Here is a 17,299-nt window from a genome sequence, read left to right on the forward strand (position 1 = left end):
CTTAAATAGCCAGGTGTGATATAATAATGACTTGGAGGTAATTATGAATAGAATAGGTTGTCATTTATCTACTTCGAAAGGACTTCACAAAACAATAGAACAATGTCTAGAAATAAATGCAGATACTTTTCAATTTTTTCCTCGAAACCCAAGAGGATCTAAGTCAAGGTTAATTCCTAAAAAAGAAATTGATAAATTCTTAGAACTAAGGAAGATCCATAATATAAACAAAATTGTGTGTCATGGAGCATATACCATGAATTTATGTAGTGATAGAGAAGATTTAAGAAAATTGGCAGTCAAACTTATCAATGAAGATATGAAAAAAATTCGGGACATGCGTATAAATCATTATGTTCTTCATCCAGGAAGCCATAAAAATCAAGGGATAGAAGAAGGTCTAAAATTAATCGTTGCAGGTATAAACAAAGTTGATGTTTCTAATGGTCAAATGATATGTATCGAAACTATGAGTGGTAAAGGTAGCGAGCTTGGATGTGATATAGACCAAATATCATATATTGTAAATAACGCCAGCATTCCTTTATATGTTTGTATAGATACTTGCCATTTATTTAGTTCTGGAATTAGATTAGATAATTTTGATGATTATCTTGATGAATTTGATAAGAAAATTGGAATTGACAAGATAAAAGTAATTCATTGTAATGATTCTATGATGCCTTTTGGAGCAAATAAAGATAGACACGAGAAGTTTGGGAAAGGATTAATTGGAGAACAAGATTTATTTAATGTAGTTTTTAACGAAAGACTGAAAGACAGGCCAATTATTTTGGAAACGCCTAATGACTTAGATGGATATAAAATAGAAATTGAAGAAATAAGGAGAAATTTTAATGAGTTACGACAAAATTAACAAAATTTTAGATGATTTAGATAGTTTATATCCTGATGCAAAAGCAGGGCTTGATTTTACTACACCTTTTGAATTATTGATTGCGACTATTTTATCAGCACAATGTACAGATGTTAGAGTAAATAAAGTTACAGCAGTTTTATTCAAAGAACACAATACTCCTAAATCAATATTAGATTTAGGAATAGATGGATTAACCAAATATATCAAAAGCTGCGGACTCTACAAAACAAAATCAAAAAATATAATAAACACATGTAATGTTTTATATCATGATTATGATTCAAAAGTTCCTGATAATATTGAAGAATTAATGAAACTACCTGGAGTTGGAAGAAAAACTGCAAATGTAGTTGTTAGCAATGCTTTTGATACTCCTGCAATCGCAGTAGATACTCATGTTTTTAGAGTAACTAATAGAATAGGAATAGTTAATGAAAAAGATGTATTAAGTACTGAAAAGGCGTTAATGAGGGTAATACCAAAAGAAAGATGGTCAAAAAGTCATCACTTATTTATTTGGCATGGAAGAAATATATGTAAAGCTAGAAATCCTAAGTGCGAAGAATGTATATTGAATGACAGATGCAAATTTTACAACTCATAATAAAAAAACTATTGACATAAATCTTTTTTGATGTTATTATAGTAAAAATTAATCAAAGGAGATAGTTATGTTAAAAAATAGAAATTTAATTAACGCGGATGATTTTAATGTAGAAGAGATAAACGAAATATTAAATTTAGCAGAAGAAATTATAAAGAGTCCTTCTGATTTTTCTAATTTATGTAATGGAAAAATCTTAGGGACTCTTTTTTTTGAGCCTTCAACAAGAACTAGATTAAGTTTTGAGTCAGCAATACATAGATTAGGCGGTGATTGTATTGGATTTTCCGAAAGCGCAAGTTCATCAACATCAAAGGGTGAATCTTTGGCTGATACAATAAGAACTGTATCGAATTATACAGATATAATAGCAATGAGAAACCCAAAAGAAGGTTCAGCAGTATTAGCTAGTTCATATGCAGAAGTTCCATTGATAAATGCAGGAGATGGCGGACATCAACATCCCACTCAAACATTGACAGACTTGCTAACAATTTGGATGACAAAGAAAAAATTAGACAATATGACTATAGGATTGTGTGGGGATTTGAAATTTGGTAGAACAGTGCATTCTTTAATAAAAGCTATGTCAAGATATGAAAACAACAAATTCATATTAATTTCACCAGAAGAACTTCAAGTACCAGATTATATTAAAATGTTTTTAAAATCTAAAAATATAGAATTTAAAGAAGTTGAAAAAATGGAAGACGTAATCGGAGAGCTTGATGTTTTATATATGACAAGAGTTCAAAAGGAAAGATTCTTTAATGAAGCAGATTATGTTAGATTAAAAGATTCATATATTTTAGATAATGATAAAATGAAATTAGCAACTGAAGACTTAGCTGTACTTCATCCGTTGCCAAGAGTGAATGAAATAGCTACTGAAGTTGATAGCGATCCAAGGGCCGTTTATTTCAAACAAGTTAGATACGGCGTAATTGTTAGAATGGCATTAATATTAAAATTATTAGGGGTGAGATAATGTTAAACATTAATAGTATTGAAAAAGGTATTGTAATTGATCATATTAAATGTGGAATGGGATATAAAATATTTCAACTTTTAAAGTTAGATAAAGCGGATTATACAGTAGCATTAATTATGAATGCACAATCAGGTAAACTAGGAAGAAAAGACATGATAAAAATCGAAAATGTTATTGATATAGACTTCGATATACTTGGTGTATTTGATGATAATATGACTGTTAATGTAATTGAAAATGAAAAAATAAAAGAAAAAATCAACTTAAATTTACCAGAACATTTTGAAGGCTTTATTAAATGTAAAAATCCTAGATGTATAACTCAATCTGAACGTAGTATTGTACAAAAATTTAGCCTAGTAGATAAGGACACTAGAACATATAAATGTGATTATTGCGATCACTTATATAATGTGGAGGAATAATGAAATTACTGCTTAAAAATTGTCATATCATAGATAGAGATAAAGATATTTTTGCTGATATTTTAATAGAAAACTCTAAAATAAAAGCTATAGGACAAATATTGGAAGAATACGATGAAGTCATTGATGTTAACAATAAAATAGTAATGCCAGGTTTTATAGATTTGCATACTCATTTCAGATATCCTGGTCAAGAAAATAAAGAAGATTTATATACTGGTAGTCTATCAGCCCTTGCTGGAGGCTACACTAGTTGTAATTTAATGGGAAATACAAAACCAGTTGTAGATAATAACGAAATCTACAATCAAATTATAGATAAATCAAAAGAAATTGATTTAATAAATATATATCAATGCATGGCAACAACAAAAGACTTACAATCAAAAGAGATGATTAATTTTGAAAAAGCAGATAATAAAATCAAATTCTTCAGTGAAGACGGAAAAGGAATAACAGACTCTTTACTAGCTTTTAATATTTTTACAGAAATAGAAAAAATAAATAAGGGTATAATGATTCACGCTGAAGATCATAATCTAACTAAAATATCTACGAGATATGCAGAAGATTTAGAAACAATTAGAGATTGTTACTTGAGTTTGAAAACTGGATGTAGAGTTCATTTTTGCCATGTTAGCACTATAGATTCTCTAGAAGCAATAAAATTTTACAAAGGTAAAAAAGCGCCAATAACTTGTGAAGTTACTCCACATCACATCTACATGAAAGATAGTGAATTTAGAGTAAATCCTTCGATAAGAACTCAAGAAGATATTGATTGTATAGTTGAAATGATAAAAAATAATACTGTAGATGCTATTGCAACAGATCACGCTCCACATACTAAAGAAGATAAAGATAACGGTGCATGTGGAATGATTGGACTGGAAACAGCATTTAATATAGCATACAAAGTTTTGCATGAAAATAATAATATTTCATTAAATAAAATTTCTGAATTAATGAGTTACAATCCAGCCAAAATATTAGGGGAAAGAAAGGGAGTTATTAATCCAACATACGATGCAGATTTAGTTGTAATTGATATTGAAAAAGAAATTAAAGTTGAAAAATTTAATTCTAAATCAAGTAACTCTCCATTTATTGGTGAAAAGTTTAAAGGTAGTATTGATATGACTATTGTAAAAGGAGAAGTCAAATTTGAGAAAGGGGTTAAAAATGATAATAGATAAGCTTTCTAAAAGAATAGATGAAAGATCTATAGTATGTGTAGGGTTAGATACGAGTACAGATTATGTACCAGAGAATATGAAAAAAGGTAAAAAAGTTAGCGAATATTTATTTGAATTTAATAAAGAAATAATAGATAATACAAAAGACTTAGTAGCATGTTTCAAGGTTCAAATCGCTTACTACGAAGCACAAGGCATAGAAGGATTGATAGCATATAAAAACACTCTTAAATATCTTAAAGATAATGATTTGATTTCAATAGCCGATGTAAAAAGAGGAGATATAGCAAATACAGCTAAAGAATATGCGAAAGCACATTTCGAGGGAGATTTTGAAGCTGATTTTATAACAGTTAATCCATTTATGGGATATGATACATTAGAACATTACTTACCATATCTTGAATCTAAAGAAAAAGGGATATTCGTACTAATGAGAACATCAAATCCTGGTTCAAAAGACATTCAATATAAGGATTATAAAGGCCAACCATTATATTATGAAATAGGTGATAATTTAAACAAAATTGCTAAGGATTATCTTGGAGAATGTAATCTAAGTTGTTTAGGATTTGTAGTAGGTGGAACTCAAAGTGAAAATGCAAACAAAATAAGAGAAAGCTATCCAAATATAATGTTTTTAATTCCTGGTTATGGCGCACAAGGGGCAAAACCTGAAGATATCAGAGTATACCTTGACAATTTTAAAAAGGGAATTGTTAATTCATCAAGAGGTATAATATTGAATTACAGAAAATTTGATGATGGAGAAGAAAATATAGGTAAATATGCTAGAAAAGCTGTAGAAGATATGAGAAAGGATATTTACTGTGAATAAATATATCGATTCTGAAATATTACTTAATGAAGAAATAAGTGAAGGGATTTATAAATTAGTTTTAAAAGGTAAATTCGAAGGGAATCCTGGACAATTTTATATGTTGAGAGCATGGGATGAATCGCCGCTTCTTCCCAGACCTTTAAGTATTTGTGATTTAGATGAAGAAAGTATAACATTTTTATACGCAGTAGTAGGTAGAGGTACATCTATAATCTCATCAATGAGAGTAGGAGAAAATATAAAAATTCTTGGGCCTTTAGGAAACGGATTCGAATTACATCCAGAAGCTAAATGTGCTATAGTTGCGGGTGGAATCGGAATCGCTCCAATGAAATATTTATCAAGAAAACTAAAAAACATTGATTTATATGTAGGATACAGAGACACTTCATACATGGAAGATGAGATTTTAAATAAAAATAATACAATCATATCTACGGAGGATGGATCTATTGGGCTCAAAGGATATATAACCGAATATGTTGAAAATGAATACGATTATATTTATGCTTGTGGTCCAAACCCTATGATGAATTCATTGAAGAAAAGAAATCTGAATGCTATAGAATTTTATTCTTTAGAAGCACACATGGCATGTGGGATAGGGGCGTGTTTAGGGTGTACTGTTCATACAACAAGTGGTCTTAAAAGAGTTTGCAAAGATGGCCCTGTTTTTGAAAAAAATGAGGTGATATTTGATGCTTAAAACGAATTTCTGTGGAGTAGAATTCAAAAATCCTGTTGTTGGAGCTTCTGGTACTTTTGGATTTGGAAGAGAATATGAAAATTTTACAGATTTAAATAAATTAGGAGGTATCTCCACAAAAGGATTAACCATTCAAGCTAAAGATGGGAATACTGGTTTAAGAATTTATGAAACACCTTCTGGAATTATGAATAGTATAGGACTACAAAATCCATCTGTTCAAGAATTTATTAATAGAGACCTGGACTATATGTTATCCTTGGATACTGTTACTATTGCAAACATTGGTGGTTCCGATATAAAAAGTTATATTGAAGCTGTTGAACTTATATCAAGCACTGACATAAAAATAATTGAGTTAAATATTTCTTGTCCAAATGTTAAAGAGGGTGGAATGGCTTTTGGAATAAAATGCGATATAGCACAAAATGTCGTTTCAGAAGTAAGAAAACATACAGACAAAATTTTAATGATAAAATTATCTCCTAATGCTAATGATATTGTAGAAATGGCAAAGACTTGTGAAGATTCTGGAGCGGATGCTATCAGCCTTGTTAATACTTTTAATGCACTAGCAGTAGATATTAATAAAAGGAAAGCTGTATTTGATAATATAACTGCCGGTCTTTCAGGTCCTTGTATAAAGCCAATAGCGTTAAGAATGTGTAGAGATGTTTGCAAAAATGTTAAAATTCCAGTTTGTGGTATGGGTGGAATACAAAATTACAAAGATGCTTTAGAATTTATAATGGTCGGATGTCATTTAGTTCAAGTTGGTACAGCAAACTTTGTTAATCCAAATGTTATGGTTGAAATAGCAAATGGTATGGAAAACTATTTAAAAGAAAATGGTTTTAAATCTATTGAAGAAATAAGGAATATTATTTAGGGGGAAAATTATGGATAGAGTTGTTGAATTATTAAAAGAAAGTAATGCATTATTAGAAGGTCATTTCTTATTATCATCTGGAAATCACAGCGATAAATACTGCCAATGCGCAAAGTTATTACAATATCCAGACAAAGCTGAGGAAGTAATAAAAGTTATTGCTGATAAGCTTAAAGATGTTGAATTTGATACTGTTGTTGGACCTGCTATGGGTGGAATAATTGTAGCTTATGAGTTAGGTAGACAACTACATAAACCAGCTATATTTACTGAAAGAAAAGATGGAGAAATGTGTTTAAGAAGAGGTTTTGAAGTAAAAAAAGGCGAGAAAGTTATTATTTCAGAAGATGTTGTAACAACTGCAAAATCTTCATATGAAACTAAAAAAGTTTTGGAAGATTTGGGAGCGGAAGTAGTAGGAATTTGTTGCCTAGTAGATAGAAGTGTAAATCTGGATATTGATTTACCATTGTACAGTGCAACAAAAATCGACATAGAAATTTTTAAACCTGAAGAATGTCCATTATGTAAGAAAGGAATAGATTTGGTTAAACCAGGTTCAAGAGAAATTAAAACTAAATAGTTTATTATAAAAATAAGCCGAATTTGAGGATTTCTTCTAGAAAGACACAAAAATGAAGGCTTATTTTTTGTGTTGAAAAATATTAAAATATGATACAATAAATAAGAATAAACTAAAAGGAATTTAAAATGGATTTATCAAATTTAGATCAAGATAGATTGCCTAAGCATATTGCCATAATAATGGATGGAAATGGTAGATGGGCTACGAATAGAAATAAACCAAGAGTATTTGGACACAATGAAGGTATGAAAAGAGTTGTTGATGTTGTCGAAAACTCATTAAATATTGGGATAAAATATTTGTCCTTGTACGCTTTTTCAACAGAAAATTGGAAAAGGCCACAAAAAGAAATAGATTTTTTGATGCAAATTCTAATAAAGTATATAGATGACCAACTAAATAAATTAGTAACTCAGGGAGTTAAAATTAATATCTTGGGTGACATTAGTGTACTTCCAAAAAAAGTAATTCAAAAGATAGAATATGCATTAGATTCAACAAAAGATAATAATAAATTAATTCTCAACATTGCGATTAATTATGGATCGAGACAAGAGATTTTATTAGCTGTAAATAATGCAATTGAAAATGGTCAAATCTTGACTGAGAATGAGTTCTCAAATCTATTATATACTAGAAATCAACCTGACGTTGATTTACTAATCAGACCAGGTGGTGAAAAAAGGCTAAGCAATTTCTTGCTTTACCAAATGTCTTATGCAGAACTTTATTTTTCAGACACTTATTGGCCAGATTTTAAATTGGACTCACTAATCGATGCAATTTATTGGTATCAAAACAGAAATAGAAGATTTGGTGGATTAAAATGAAATTTGTAAAAAGAACACTAACTGGAATAGTAATTTTATTGTTATCTTTTATTTGCGTTTCTAAGGGTGGCGTTTATCTTTTAATTATGAACTTATTCCTTAGTAATGTAGCAATATATGAGCTTGAAAATGTAATAAACAAGAACAATTCTAATAATATTAATATTAACAATTTGATAATTAATCTATTATTTAATGTAAGTTTTAATTTAAGTATTTATTTAAAAAAAGAATTATTTGCAATAGCATTATTGTGCAGTTTTAGTTTGATAGAGTTTACTTTATACACTATTTTTGACAAGCCTATCAAAGAAGTATTAAATAATTATTTTATGCATATATACATTACGATTACTTTTTCATTAATGTATTTTATTTCAGGAACTGAATATATCTGGCTTATTTATATATGCTCTTGGGGAACAGATACTGCAGCATATTGCACAGGAATGCTATTTGGAAAGCATAAATTAACAAAAATCAGTCCTAAAAAAACTATTGAAGGCGCTTTAGGTGGAATAATAGGTAGTATGATAATTGCAGCCATTTTTTCGGCTTTTTATGGTGAATTAAATATTATTAAGATAGTTATAATAACTTTCTTCGGATCAATCATATCTCAAATTGGCGATATTAGTGCATCAAAAATAAAAAGAAAAGCAAATGTAAAAGATTATGGAAATATTTTTATTGGACACGGTGGAGTAATGGATAGGTTTGATAGTTTTATTTTTGTTTTACCGTATTTATCAATTTTATACTGTTTAGGGATTTAATTAGGAGGAAATGTGATTACAATAATTTCATCAATTATAATATTTTTACTTGTAATTTTAATACATGAATTTGGACATTTTATTGTAGCTAAAATGAATGGAGTTTCGGTTTTGGAATTTTCAATTGGTATGGGACCAAAACTTTTCCAGAAAGAATCAAACGGAACTCTTTATTCTTTAAGATTGTTGCCTGTAGGTGGGTATTGCCAACTAGAAGGTGAAGACGAGGAAAATGACAGTCCAAATTCTTTAAACAATCAGTCACCATTTGTAAGACTTAAAGTAATTTTAGCAGGTGCTATAATGAATTTCATTCTAGCATTTATTTTGTTAATTTTACTAATGTCTGTAAGTAGAGTTAGTACTGAGGTATCTGGTGTATTGGAAAATTCACCTGCATATTCTTCAGGAATACAAGCAGGAGATAAGATTGTATCTATAAACGGACAAATGTTAGAAGACGGAGAACAAGTGTTAGAAAGCATAAAAAAATCCAAAGGAGATTTGGACATTGTGCTGCTACGAAACGAAAAATCAAGGAATATTAAAGTTACCCCAAGATTAGAAAATAATAATAGAAAAATTGGAGTAAACTTTCAAGAAGAATATAATATTAAAAATTTTAATATAATAAAAGGATTAAAAAAAGGAATAGCAACTTTCCTTAACTTAACAGGAATGTTATACAAGTTCTTAGGAATGCTTATAACTGGAAAGTTAGGTCTAGGAGGAGTGAGCGGACCAGTTGGTGTTGTCAAGGAGATTGGAAATGCTGCAAAGACAGGTGTTGCTAATTTAATTTTCTTATTGGCATATATTAATATTAACTTAGGTGTATTTAATTTATTGCCTATACCGGCATTAGATGGTGGAAGAGCAATTTTCATATTGATTGAGATGATATTTGGCAAGAAAATATCTCAAGAAAAAGAGGGCTATATTCATATGGTAGGATTAATCCTGCTTTTAGGACTAATAGCTATAGTTACAATTAAAGATGTTATCAAATTATTTTAGATGTTTTAATCAGGCCTGTATAGGCCTTTTTAAATTTGAAAGGTGAAGTAATGAAAAGAGAAGATACAAAAAGAATTTATGTAGGAAATGTTGCCGTGGGAAATGGAGCAAGAGTTACAGTTCAATCTATGACTAATACTGACACTAAAGACATAGAGAGCACTGTAAAACAAATCAAAGAATTCGAATCAGTAGGTTGTGATATCTCTAGAAGTGCAATAAATGATTTGGAAGATGCAAAAGCAATACCAGTTATAAAAAGCATGACAAATATTCCGCTTGTTGCAGACATTCAATTTCATCACAAATTAGCAATAGCTGCAATTGAAAATGGATGTGACTGCATAAGAATTAATCCAGGTAATATTGGAGGAATAGACAGGGTAAGAGAAGTTGTAGATTGTTGTAAACACCATAAAATTTCAATGAGAATAGGAGTTAACAGCGGATCTGTTAATCAAAAATTCATTGACAAGTATCATGGAGTAAATGTTGATTCAATATGCTACAGTTGTCTTGATCAAATAAGAATGATTGAGGATATGGGATTTAACGATATCAAATTATCATTAAAATCTTCTAATGTTAATATGTCAATAAAAGCCTATGAAAAAATGTCGCAACTTTGTAATTATCCACTTCATGTTGGAATAACAGAAGCAGGTCCTTCTACTAAAGGAATTATAAAATCGAGTGTAGGGATAGGTAGCATTTTATCAAAAGGTATTGGAGATACTATCAGAGTATCGTTAACTGGTGATCCTAAAGAAGAGATTATTGTAGGAAGACAAATATTAATGAGCTTGGGATTATTAAATGAAGGAATTGAAATAATCTCATGTCCAACATGCGCTAGAACCAAGATTGATTTAATTAGTATTGTCAATGAGGCTGAAAAAAAATTGGATAAAATAGACAAACATATCAAGGTTGCTATTATGGGTTGTGTTGTAAATGGACCTGGCGAAGCAAAGGAAGCTGATCTTGGTATAGCTGGGGGAAATGGAGTAGGATTAATCTTCAAAAAGGGTGAAATAATACGAAAAGTTAAGGAAGAAGAATTATTAGACGTATTAATTGAAGAAATTGAGAGGTTATAAATGCATTTATTACTAAACGATGTGTTGAAGAAAATAGGTCTAAAATATGATTCAAGAAATCCGATCTACATCGATAAATTAACTTACAATAAGGATAATGATGAGTTAGATTGTTTGATAAATGTTCATAAAGATGAGAATAAAGATAATTTGTCGGAATTTATTCAAAAAGATTTATTGGATTTTATTGCAAAAATTAATATTGAATTTATAGAATATGAAAATTCAAAAACGAATTTCTCAAAAGACATTTTGATTAAAATATTAAAATCAGCTGATTTTTGTGAATATTCATCATGTGTTGATTTTGAAAGTATAAATATAAGCGATTCTGAAATATCAATTGTTTTTAATTTTGAGCAAATAAGGGATAAATTCATTTCAGATCAAAAAGATATCGAATTATCATCATTAATAAAACAAGCATATAATCTAAGTTATTCAATAAAATCTAAAATAGTTGAATTAAGGGATAATGATGATTATATAAAAAATCTCAAAGAGTATGATAATTCAATTAGAGAAAAAATAGCCGAATCAATAAAAGATATTCCTAAGCAAGAAAAAGAAGAGGTTAAAAAAACGGGAATAAAGTGTGGAAAGGACATAGAAAAGACTCCAATTAAAATTAAAGAAATTATAGAAAATGAAGATGATACTTGCATCAAAGCTGAAATTATTGATGTAGATGTAAGAAGCATAAAAGATGGTAAAAGTTTTATTGTTTCTTTGGATTTAAGAGATGAGAGTGGAGCTGTTCTAGCAAAGAAGTTCTTGAAGAAGAATGAATATGAAGCTTTTGGAGACAAATTGAAATCGGGAGTTTATTTATTGCTAACTGGAAGATTGGAATTTGATAGGTTTACTTCTGGAAAGTCTTTTTCAATAAAACAAATGCAAGAAATTGAGAAACCAGAATCAAGAAAAGATGAGTACTATAAAAAGCGTGTAGAACTTCATATGTATTCTCAGATGAGCCAACTAGATGGATTCATTGACTTGGATGAATGCTGTAAAACTCTTAAAAAATGGGGACATACTGCGCTTGGATTAACTGATAAATCTGTAGTTCAAGGTTATCCCCAATTGTATGAAGCTTGCAGCAATAATGGACTAAAACCACTATTTGGAATGGAAGCTAAAATATTAGAAGATGATTTTAGAATTATAACTAATCCTTATGACTCTATGAATTTGAAAGAGTTTGTGGTTTTTGATATTGAAACTACAGGATTATCTAATGCAACAGAAAAAATAACTGAAATTGGAGCTGTAAAAATAGTAGACAATAAAATTGTTGATGAATTCAATCAATTAATCAACCCAGAAATTCCAATACCAGAAAAAATAACAGAACTAACGTCTATAACAAATGAGATGGTAAAAGAGATGCCGAAAATAGATGCAGTATTACCTGAGTTTTTGAAATTTGTCGGAGACTGCACTTTAATAGCTCATAACGCAGATTTCGATATGGGATTTATCAAGAAAAACTGTATTGATTTAGGGATAAATCCTGTAAGAACATATATAGATACTCTTGCATTTGCTAGGGCGTTGGAGCCTCATCTTAAAAACCATAAGCTAGATACATTGACAAAAAAATATAACGTAAATTTGTTCAATCATCATAGAGCTTGTGATGATGCTAGAGCAACTGGTGAGGTATTCATCTGCATGGTTAATAACCTTGAACAAAGAGGTATTAAATTTGATATTAATATAAATCAAATGGACTCTGATTGGAACATTTCTAAAAGAGAATCTCATACTGCTACAATATATGCCAAAAATTTAATAGGATTGAAGAATTTATATAAATTAGTGACTGCTTCTAATTTAAAATACTTTTCAAGAGAAGGTGGAATACCAAAATCTGAATTGAATAAACGAAGGGAAGGTCTAGTAATCGGATCTGGAAATGAAAATGGAGAATTAATAAAAGCAATTCTTAGTTTTGAATCTGATGAAAAAATAGATGAAATAATTTCAAGATATGATTTTTTGGAAGTTCAACCACCTCTTTATTATGATGGTGTAAAATCTAAAAGTATGAGTTTTAATTTAAGAAGTTGTGAAGAATTAACCAGAAAACTATACAATTTATCATTAAAACATAATAAACCTCTTGTGGCTGATTCTTATGCTAAATATTTTGAAAAAGAGGACTATATATTTAGAAATATAATTTTAGAAGGTCAACCTAGAAAAATTTACGGTGAAAAATTTCCTACTTTATTTTTCAGAACAACTGATGAAATGATGAATGAATTCGGTTTTTTAGAAAAAGATGTGGCTGAAGAAATAGTAATAGATAATACGATAAAAATTTCAGAGATGCTAGAGGAAATAAAGCCTATACCAGACGGAACTTTTCCACCGGTTATTGAAGGCTCTGATACGGAATTAAGAGAAATGACTTATAAAAAAGCCAGAAGTATATATGGTGATGATTTACCTGAAATTGTTGAAAGTAGATTAGAACGTGAATTATCCTCTATCATTTCAAATGGTTATGCTGTATTATATATTATCGCTCAAAAATTGGTAAAGAAAAGTAATGAAGATGGATATCTAGTAGGATCCAGAGGATCTGTAGGATCAAGCTTTGTTGCTACAATGGCTGATATTACAGAGGTTAATCCTTTAATTCCTCATTATATTTGTGAGAACTGTAAACATTCTGAGTTTATTCATGATGAGAATATTGGATCAGGAGTGGATCTTGATGACAAAATTTGTCCAGTATGCGGGAAACCATTAAAAAAAGAAGGCCATAACATACCATTTGAAGTTTTCTTGGGCTTCGATGGTGACAAAGAGCCGGATATTGATTTAAACTTTGCTGGAGAATATCAACCTACAGTACACAAATACACTGAAGAATTGTTCGGGGAAGGTAAGGTGTTTAGAGCGGGAACTATCGGTACAATTTCAGATAAAACTGCTTATGGATATATTAAAAAATATTTTGAAGATAAAAACGAATATGTTAATAATTCAGAGATAAAATATTTACAAAGAGGAATATTGGGCGTTAAAAGAACATCAGGGCAACATCCAGGTGGCGTAATGATAGTTCCAAGAGATAAAGATATCGAGGATTTCTGTCCAGTTCAACACCCTGCAGACGATGTTAACAGTGATATAATCACTACTCACTTTAATTATAAATCAATTAGTGGTAGAATTTTAAAACTCGACTTGCTGGGACACGATGTTCCAACTATTATAAAAATGTTATCTGATATGACAGGAGTTGATCCGTTAACTATTCCTATGGATGATAAAGAAACAATGAGTATTTTCTCGTCAATAGATGCTTTACACTTTGAAGAATTAATTGATGGATTGGATATAGGGACATTAGGAATACCTGAATTTGGAACAAACTTTGTAAGAGGAATGCTTAGAGACACTACACCAAAAACTTTTTCGGAATTAGTTAGAATTTCTGGATTATCTCACGGTACAAATGTATGGTTAAATAATGCACAAGACTTAATAAGAGATGGTGTTGTAGAATTAAAAGACACTATATGTACGAGAGATGATATTATGATTTATCTTATTAATAAGGGATTGGAAAAGAAAAAATCATTTAAAATAATGGAAACAGTTAGAAAAAATAGAGTTCTTGATGAAGATACACTAAACTATATGATTCAAAATGGTGTTCCAAATTGGTACATTGAATCTTGTAAAACGATAGAATATCTTTTCCCTAAGGCTCACGCAGTAGCGTATGTAATGATGAGCTATAGAATAGCTTATTTTAAAGTACACTACCCGGAAGCATTTTATTCAACATTTTTTACAATAAAATTGCAAGATTATCCAGGAGATGTTATTGTAAGAGGATTGAGTGCAATTAGAGAAGAAATGCAATCCCTGAAAGATAAGTACAAAGAATCAAATTCTAAGATGACAGCAAAAGATAGCAACAAATATTCTGTATTAGAAGTTGCAGAAGAAATGTATTGTAGAGGAATAAAACAATCAAGAGTGGATTTATATAAATCAGATAAAGCGCGATTTAAAGTTTTGGAAAAAGGATTCATTCAACCTCCTTTTAATGCCTTAGAAGGTGTAAGCGACGCAAACTCTATTGCTATCTTTGAAGAAATCCAAAAAGGTGATTTTATTTCTAAACAAGATTTTGCCGATAGAACAAAAGTTAACAAAACAGCACTAGAAATACTAGAAAATCACGGTGTATTAGATGGTTTACAAAATGAAAACCAAATAAGTTTATTTGATTTTTAGTGATATGTTATAATTAGATAAATGGAGTGATTATGGATAAAAATTTAATTTACAAAACAAATAACGAAAAATTAATAACTTTTATTTTTGGACAATTAGAAAAAAACTCAAAAAAAATTGAAGAAACTTGTGATGTTAAACTTAAGATATCTGAAGAGGGTATTTTGATTAGTGGTTCTGATATAAATATTGAAAGTGTTGGCAAATTAATTGAATCACTTGATACACATACTTTATCTAGAAACGAAGTAACAGATCAAGATTTAGATTATTTGCTTTCTAATTTGGAAAAAATAAAACAAGATAACATTTCAAAAATTAAAGACTATGTAATCTGCTACAATTCAAAAGGCAAACCTCTTAAACCCAAAACAGTTAATCAAAGAAATTATGTTGAAATGATTAATAAAAATGATATTGTTTTCGGAATTGGACCAGCAGGTACCGGAAAAACTTACTTGGCAATGGCGATGGCTATAAATGCTTTTAGAAACAACGAGGTAGATAGAATAATTTTAACTAGACCAGCTGTTGAAGCCGGAGAAAGTTTAGGGTTTTTACCTGGAGATCTTCAAGAAAAAATTGATCCTTATTTAAGACCAATTTATGATGCAATGTTTGATATCTTAGGTTATGAGAATTTTGAAAAATTCAAAGATAGAGGATTAATCGAAGTAGCGCCATTGGCATATATGAGAGGAAGAACATTGGATAATGCATACATTATTTTAGATGAAGCTCAAAATACAACTAATGAACAAATGAAGATGTTTCTTACCAGAATAGGATACGGATCAAAAGCCATTGTTACTGGAGACATTACCCAAGTGGACTTACCAAGAGGAAAAAAATCAGGACTGCTAGTAGCCACTAATATCCTTAGAAATATAAAAGGAATAAGCTTTTTAGAGTTTGAGAAAACAGATGTTGTACGTCATCCGCTTGTACAAAAAATTATTGGAGCTTATGAAAATTTAGAAAATAATAGGTCGAATTATGATAATACAGACAAGTAATAGACAAGAAGATTTTCAAATTGATGATGAATTGACATCAGATATTGAAAAGTCAATAAGAATATGTTTGCTTCAAGAATTAAATGACGATAATTATGAAATATCTTTATCTTTTGTTAGTGAAGCAGAAATTAGGAAATTAAATAGTGATTATCGAGATAAAGACAGTGTAACAGATGTGTTAAGTTTTCCTTTAGATGATGATTTTGCGATTCAAACAAATCTTTTGGGAGATATAATTATATGCTGCAAAAGAGCTATTGAACAAGCAAAAGAATACAATCATTCTATTAAAAGAGAAATTGTGTACTTAGTAGTTCATTCAATGTTTCATTTGTTAGGTTATGATCATATTGAGGAAAGCGATAGAATTATTATGCGAAACAAGGAAAAATCAGCATTGAAAGAAATAGGTATTTATAAAGATGAAGAATTTAAATAGCAAATCAAAAGATAAAAACATTTCAAAAAATACATCTTTTATTACTAGCTTTCAATACGCAATGGATGGAATTATACATTGCTTGAAAAATGAAAGAAACTTTAGAACTGATATACTGATGACTGTTTTGGTCATGATAGCATCATTGATGTTCGACTTATCTAGAGTTGAAATGGCTTGCTTGTGTATAACTATAACTTTCATACTCATGGCAGAAATGATTAACACTGCAATTGAAACTATAGTTGATTTAATTTACGATAAATACGACGATAAAGCAAAGATAGCAAAAGATGTAGGAGCTGGGGCAGTGCTACTTGCTGCTTTTAATTCTATTTTTGTAGGTTATTTTATGTTTTATGATAGAATTGTGCCTCTAAGTCACACAGCAGTAATCAAATTACAAAACTCACCTACCCATTTGACATTTATAGCTTTGATTTTGGTAGTTGTTATAACTTTAGTTTTAAAAAGTTTTATATATCAGAATAAATGGACATATTTACAAGGTGGTAGCGTAAGTGGCCATTCATCAGTTTCTTTTTGTAGTGCTACTATTATTGCTCTTCTAGCAAATAATACACTCGTGACGATACTATCATATTTTATAGCTTTTTTAGTTGCAGAAAGTAGGGTAGAAGGCAAAATCCATACGTTAAGTCAAGTTATAGTTGGTGGTATTATTGGGACTTTAGTAGCTATATTATTATTTAAAGTGATTATTTAGGAGTATT

The 17,299-nt window shown here is 29.6% G+C and carries 17 protein-coding genes; all 17 read left to right on the plus strand.

Annotated elements, in window-relative coordinates:
- Positions 1-43: 43 nt before the first annotated feature.
- The 17 genes from ACU68Y_RS01255 (at position 44) to ACU68Y_RS01335 (ending at position 17,292) form a co-directional block, all read left to right on the plus strand.
- Positions 44-877: a deoxyribonuclease IV gene (locus tag ACU68Y_RS01255; protein ID WP_446755241.1), complete on the plus strand. Its 834-nt coding sequence runs from the start codon at positions 44-46 to the stop codon at positions 875-877.
- Positions 858-1,484, plus strand: a complete 627-nt coding sequence (gene nth, locus ACU68Y_RS01260; RefSeq protein ID WP_002838210.1) for an endonuclease III — start codon at positions 858-860, stop codon at positions 1,482-1,484. The genes ACU68Y_RS01255 and nth overlap by 20 nt, the downstream gene beginning before the upstream one ends.
- Positions 1,485-1,551: 67 nt before the next feature.
- Complete coding sequence (gene pyrB, locus ACU68Y_RS01265) at positions 1,552-2,472, plus strand: aspartate carbamoyltransferase (RefSeq protein ID WP_002841720.1); 921 nt, start codon at positions 1,552-1,554, stop codon at positions 2,470-2,472.
- The gene (locus ACU68Y_RS01270) at positions 2,472-2,900 is read left to right on the plus strand and encodes an aspartate carbamoyltransferase regulatory subunit (RefSeq protein ID WP_012290584.1); all 429 of its coding nucleotides are present in this window, start codon (positions 2,472-2,474) and stop codon (positions 2,898-2,900) included. Before pyrB ends, ACU68Y_RS01270 begins: the two co-directional genes overlap by 1 nt.
- Positions 2,900-4,096: a dihydroorotase gene (locus ACU68Y_RS01275; RefSeq protein ID WP_446755242.1), complete on the plus strand. Its 1,197-nt coding sequence runs from the start codon at positions 2,900-2,902 to the stop codon at positions 4,094-4,096. Before ACU68Y_RS01270 ends, ACU68Y_RS01275 begins: the two co-directional genes overlap by 1 nt.
- A complete protein-coding gene (gene pyrF / locus ACU68Y_RS01280; protein WP_446755243.1) occupies positions 4,083-4,934 on the plus strand; it encodes an orotidine-5'-phosphate decarboxylase in 852 nt (283 codons plus the stop codon). The genes ACU68Y_RS01275 and pyrF overlap by 14 nt, the downstream gene beginning before the upstream one ends.
- On the plus strand, positions 4,927-5,643 hold the full coding sequence (locus ACU68Y_RS01285) for a dihydroorotate dehydrogenase electron transfer subunit (RefSeq protein WP_446755244.1): 717 nt from the start codon (positions 4,927-4,929) through the stop codon (positions 5,641-5,643). Before pyrF ends, ACU68Y_RS01285 begins: the two co-directional genes overlap by 8 nt.
- Positions 5,636-6,532: a dihydroorotate dehydrogenase gene (locus ACU68Y_RS01290; protein ID WP_446755245.1), complete on the plus strand. Its 897-nt coding sequence runs from the start codon at positions 5,636-5,638 to the stop codon at positions 6,530-6,532. Before ACU68Y_RS01285 ends, ACU68Y_RS01290 begins: the two co-directional genes overlap by 8 nt.
- 10 nt (positions 6,533-6,542) lie before the next feature.
- Entirely contained in the window at positions 6,543-7,115 is a 573-nt protein-coding gene (gene pyrE, locus ACU68Y_RS01295) for an orotate phosphoribosyltransferase (protein WP_002841736.1), read from the plus strand.
- A 128-nt stretch (positions 7,116-7,243) separates the two neighbouring features.
- Entirely contained in the window at positions 7,244-7,948 is a 705-nt protein-coding gene (locus ACU68Y_RS01300; protein WP_002838086.1) for an isoprenyl transferase, read from the plus strand.
- Positions 7,945-8,724, plus strand: a complete 780-nt coding sequence (locus tag ACU68Y_RS01305; RefSeq protein ID WP_002838092.1) for a phosphatidate cytidylyltransferase — start codon at positions 7,945-7,947, stop codon at positions 8,722-8,724. Before ACU68Y_RS01300 ends, ACU68Y_RS01305 begins: the two co-directional genes overlap by 4 nt.
- A 12-nt stretch (positions 8,725-8,736) precedes the next feature.
- Entirely contained in the window at positions 8,737-9,741 is a 1,005-nt protein-coding gene (gene rseP, locus ACU68Y_RS01310; protein ID WP_060790589.1) for an RIP metalloprotease RseP, read from the plus strand.
- A gap of 50 nt (positions 9,742-9,791) precedes the next feature.
- Positions 9,792-10,841, plus strand: a complete 1,050-nt coding sequence (gene ispG, locus ACU68Y_RS01315; protein WP_012290593.1) for a flavodoxin-dependent (E)-4-hydroxy-3-methylbut-2-enyl-diphosphate synthase — start codon at positions 9,792-9,794, stop codon at positions 10,839-10,841.
- Positions 10,842-15,107: a PolC-type DNA polymerase III gene (locus ACU68Y_RS01320; RefSeq protein ID WP_446755246.1), complete on the plus strand. Its 4,266-nt coding sequence runs from the start codon at positions 10,842-10,844 to the stop codon at positions 15,105-15,107.
- A gap of 32 nt (positions 15,108-15,139) precedes the next feature.
- On the plus strand, positions 15,140-16,123 hold the full coding sequence (locus tag ACU68Y_RS01325) for a PhoH family protein (protein ID WP_002841668.1): 984 nt from the start codon (positions 15,140-15,142) through the stop codon (positions 16,121-16,123).
- Complete coding sequence (gene ybeY / locus ACU68Y_RS01330; protein WP_446755247.1) at positions 16,104-16,565, plus strand: rRNA maturation RNase YbeY; 462 nt, start codon at positions 16,104-16,106, stop codon at positions 16,563-16,565. Before ACU68Y_RS01325 ends, ybeY begins: the two co-directional genes overlap by 20 nt.
- Positions 16,549-17,292: a diacylglycerol kinase gene (locus ACU68Y_RS01335; protein WP_002841737.1), complete on the plus strand. Its 744-nt coding sequence runs from the start codon at positions 16,549-16,551 to the stop codon at positions 17,290-17,292. Before ybeY ends, ACU68Y_RS01335 begins: the two co-directional genes overlap by 17 nt.
- Positions 17,293-17,299 lie beyond the last annotated feature (7 nt).

The sequence above is a fragment of the Finegoldia sp. P1-F-LS genome (genome assembly GCF_052932205.1).